The following is a 4388-nucleotide window of genomic DNA, read 5'->3' as shown; positions in this document are numbered from 1 at the left end:
TCGGCTATTGGTCACTACTTTGGCACATCAATAGACAGTACGTTCAGCAATGCAAATACAGCCTCACCAATGCTAAACAACTTAGCACATCAAATAAATTATTTATATGACGAATACTTTTCATTCGGGTTTTTTATTCTCGAATATGTAGTAACTCTCTCTATCAATCTAATTATGTTCGCGGGTATTTTTAAGTTTTTACCGGATGCGAGAGTTTCCTGGAAAGTGGTACTTCGAGGCGGTTTATTGACTGCCATCTTTTTCGAACTTGGGCAAATAGGCATTGCGTACAAAATGGGTACAACCGATTTTGGAAACAGTTTTGGTGCCGCAGGAGCTTTAATCGCAGTATTTGTTTGGATCTTTTATTCGTCTTGCATTCTCTATTTTGGAGGTGTATTTACCTTACTCTATGCGAAAAAAACAGGAGATCCTATTACAGCAATACCGGCAAAAAACCATTAACAAAACCTACTATGAGAAATAAAAAATCTATTTACCTCGCATCTGTTTTACTCGTATTTTCTTTAGCTTCTTGTGGCGTTGAATATAGTGCTAAAAAAATCACAGCCGATTATTGCAGCTGCAATCAATCTGCTAACGGATTAAAAGAAAAAGCTAAATGTCTTACCAATGCCACAAAAGAATACACGGAAGCTTTGGAGAATGTTAACGCCGATCAACTAGATAATTTCAAGAAAGGGTACAAGGAAGGAATAAAGGCTTGTAAATAATTAAGCTAATAAACTCTGACGAGCCTCACCAATTGAGCTCTGAAGAGCCACCAATTCTTGTTGACTTAATCCACGGGGCGACGACATCATTCCCCAAACTGGTTTACGTAAATCTTTTAGAACACCCTCAACGGCTCGACAATCTTTCGAATCTTCAAAAATTGCAAGTAATTTCATGACACTTTGATATTTATAGCTGTGACTCCACACACTCAACTTAATACCGTCGTTAACCTTATCGTAATTGGCATTTACCATCGATAGTGAAACGTACATTGCTTCTATCCATCCACCTGCAATCATAATAGTAGCAAGTTCAGCTCTGTTATTGGAATGCATATGTTTTTCTGCTTGATCAACTGCGTCTTGTAAAACAGCTGCAACATCTATAGTGCTGTCTTTTGCGCTTTTAATAATCTCTGTAAGTAAATCCTTATCAAATGCTTTTCGCACTTTTAAATCGTCTGCCAATTTCAATATTGCATTAAGTCCATTAAGCGCATCCTGAAATTGACCGTTCATAGTGGCATACGAAACGTAGGAGCAAAACGCACCAAGTCCTAGAGCCTTTTCTTTATTTGTTATATATTGACTTACTCTGGCTGGTGCTAACGAATACAAGCTGCTGTACTTAAAGCCAGCGGTTATCATTTTCTCATATCCCTTGGCGGTTTCCCAAACAGCCGATTGTACCATTGGAAGTTCTTCTTCGTAGCCCTCGATTAAAAGTGAGTCTCTCTCATAATCATAAACTTCTTGAACAATTGCTTGCTCGCTCTCCCCACATCCTATCACAACACATACCATAAGTAGCATTATAATCCCTTTGCAATATCTCATAAATTCCGTTTATTAACTAAAATAGGGCGACTAAAATAGGCTATTGCCCTGACTTAGAGAGACGAGATATCGAGAAATATCGATATAATTTCACAATCTACTGACAATGTGACGTTTCCAATTACCCCTTTAATACCAATGGTTACAGAACGTCTACTCAATTTTCGTATTCGAGTTATAAATAGTGTCATCATTCTCTCGAAATACGCCTAAATATTCACTTTCCTTTAAAAAAGGAAACAGTTATTCTGTAATATATTAACTGAACCCTCCATATTTCTACTCATTAATAAATAAGCATGTTAGTTTCTCCAATTCGCTTATGAAGAAATATTTAAAACCCATTATATAGTTGAGCACCTATACAAATTGTATAATTTTACTATTAACCAAACATTCTCAAATTGACTCAATACATTCTCCTTATCTACTCATTGATGTTCATCACAACATCTTTGTTCGCCCAATCCTCCTCTTCATATAAGATAGAAGGTGAAGTCTTCGATACCAATAAATCTCCTATTGAAATGGGGAATATTATAGTCTTTTCCATAAAAGACTCCTCCCTGCTGAAAGGAAATTTTTTTATGGATGGTAAATTTGAGCTTGATGGTATTTCAGAATCAAGAATACTTGTAAAAATAACCGCACTTGGATATCGAGATACAGTGCTTGCAATATCAAATAAAGAAAATGAAGCCGCACTAATAATACCTCCGACAAATCTATTACCAGATCTTCAATTAGAAGAGGTAACAATTCAAGCCAAGGTTCCGGTTTTTGAAGCCAAAGCAGGTAAAATTGTAGTTAATGTGGCTAATACTATTCTAAGTGAAAGTCAGGATATAGAAGAATTACTCAGAAAATCCCCGCGTGTTAAAGTCAGGAACGACGTCGTTGAAGTTATGGGTAAGGGAACCGCTGTTATTTATGTAGATGGTAAACGAGTCTCTCTATATATTGCGAAACAGATACCGGTAAAGGAAATCGTGAATATGGAAATAATCACGAATCCATCTGCAAAGTACGACGCCGATGTGGCTGCTGTGATAAATATCATCACAAAAAACTTTCACTTAATAGGTTCTCAATTAGTTGTACGAAACAATATCGACTATACGCTAGACTACGGCCAAGTAAAATTTGAACCCACATTAACCTATAACCTAAAGAAAGAGAAATATTCAATTATGATGAATTACCAAACCTATACTGGTACTATCGTAAACGAAGAAAACTTCCAAATTAAATCAGATCTAGATTTTGGAAACGAATCGTTCTGGAAGTACAAATTCCATAACAAACCTGGCAATTTTCATGAAAACAGATTAGGTACAGAATTCTATTTAAAAAATGATCAACAAATTAGTGCTCAACTAACGACTAATTACGATAGAACGAATTTCGAAATGACAAATGAGAACACGAAGATTAGTCCAATATTGGAAGATCGATTTTCGGATGTGACTCGTTCTGAAATCAGCAATGTATTATGGGGCCAGATTACATTGAACTACAAAAACAATTTAGACACCTTAGGAAGTAATCTTTTTATTGGAGCCGACCTAGGCCAAAACTCAGGAAATCTTAATTACAATATATTAGAAACCACAGGAGACTACCAGGAAGAAATATTAAGTACCCAAAAGAACAAGTATCAGTATATGAACTATCAGTTAGATTATACAAGATACTTGAATGAAAGTAGATACATTGAAGCTGGAGCGAAAGTTATTTATGGCACTAGTAATAACGTAGTTAAATTAAGTTCCGACGAAAACTCAGGATACAATGACTTAAGTAGTAAAGCAGCTTACGACGAAAACATCAATGCCGTTTACTTCCAGTTTTCTGATGAAATAAACAAGAGTAGTTACACGCTTGGCTTAAGAGGAGAACAGGCACATACCACAAATTCAGGATCTGGAGATGACATTAAAACCATGGATACCTCTTTGTTAAATCTATTCCCCACCGGTAGTTTCTCTTTCCGTGAAAGCGCAACACTTAGCTACTCTACAAGTATTCGAAGACCAAATTATGAGGCTATTGGGGCTGCATCAGTTTATGAAGGTGGCAATGTTTTCACCATTGGAAACGGCAGGTTAAAACCAACTTATCGACATTCTGTAGAATTAGGTTTATTAGAAGGATATATTAATATTAGCTATCTCCATGCAAAAAATCCTTTTTATGAGGCGATGACAGCTTCGAACGATTCGGCAAATTATTTCTATAACATTCAGTTTAATGGAAAGTATCTAAATCAATACCGAATTGATGGCTATTATGATTGGGAGGGCGATAAATTTTCCATTTCGAATTGGCTTGGACTTAGCTATTTCGAAGCCGATAATTTTATTAATTCTAATTCTTACGAAAATAAAATTAGTCTGAATTATTGGACAAGACTTGATTATAGAATTAACAAAAAACTAAAGCTCAGCTCAACTTTTAGTTACGACTCCAGAGTGCAAGCAGGATTTGTTGAAGTAGGTCAAATGCTTTTTATTTCTCCCGGAATTTATTACACCTCGGAAAATAAAAAGCTACGCATTAACGTATTAGCAGAAAACATTACCAATCAACAATTTAGTTTTTGGCAAAGTTTTACTGGAACATCAATGGAAGACCACTACTTCACCGATTCGAGATATGTCCGATTTGTGGTCTCCTACAAGTTTGGGAAACTAGAAGCACCTACTTATTCTAATGAATCGTTAGAAGAAGACCGTAGCAGTGGTGTTGAATTTAGATAATGAACAATACTTTTACGTTCTAATATTCTAACTCAAGATATCTTGATTAAAAAAT

General features: G+C 35.6%; 4 protein-coding genes. 3 read left to right on the top strand and 1 reads right to left on the bottom strand.

Annotated features, from left to right (window positions below; translation table 11 throughout):
* Together HRT72_12685 and HRT72_12680 are read left to right on the top strand one after the other, a co-directional pair.
* Positions 1-465, top strand: a 465-nt coding sequence (locus tag HRT72_12685) for a YihY/virulence factor BrkB family protein (GenBank protein ID NQY68562.1), incomplete at its 5' end; no start/stop codon positions are given.
* Positions 466-476: 11 nt separating this feature from the next.
* Positions 477-734, top strand: coding sequence for a hypothetical protein (locus tag HRT72_12680; GenBank protein ID NQY68561.1), 258 nt, complete (start codon positions 477-479; stop codon positions 732-734).
* Here the strand turns inward: HRT72_12680 and HRT72_12675 are convergent, their stop codons facing one another.
* Entirely contained in the window at positions 735-1574 is an 840-nt protein-coding gene (locus HRT72_12675) for a hypothetical protein (GenBank protein NQY68560.1), read from the bottom strand.
* 404 nt (positions 1575-1978) lie between these two features.
* On the opposite strand from HRT72_12675, the gene HRT72_12670 reads away from it, so the two are divergent.
* Positions 1979-4333 (top strand): outer membrane beta-barrel protein, encoded by a 2355-nt coding sequence (locus HRT72_12670; protein ID NQY68559.1) that lies wholly within the window; start codon positions 1979-1981, stop codon positions 4331-4333.
* The last annotated feature ends 55 nt before the right edge of the window (positions 4334-4388 follow it).

The sequence above is a fragment of the Flavobacteriales bacterium genome (assembly GCA_013214975.1).
Taxonomy (GTDB): domain Bacteria; phylum Bacteroidota; class Bacteroidia; order DT-38; family DT-38; genus DT-38.
The sequence above is the reverse complement of the archived record's forward strand: the minus strand, read 5'-3'. Positions and strand labels throughout refer to the sequence as shown.

What these genes read in the sequence shown, in the direction of transcription:
- HRT72_12675 (NQY68560.1), bottom strand. Translation starts at nt 1,574, where the DNA reads ATGAGATATTGCAAAGGGATTATAATGCTACTTATGGTATGTGTTGTG.
- HRT72_12680 (NQY68561.1), top strand. Translation starts at nt 477, where the DNA reads ATGAGAAATAAAAAATCTATTTACCTCGCATCTGTTTTACTCGTATTT.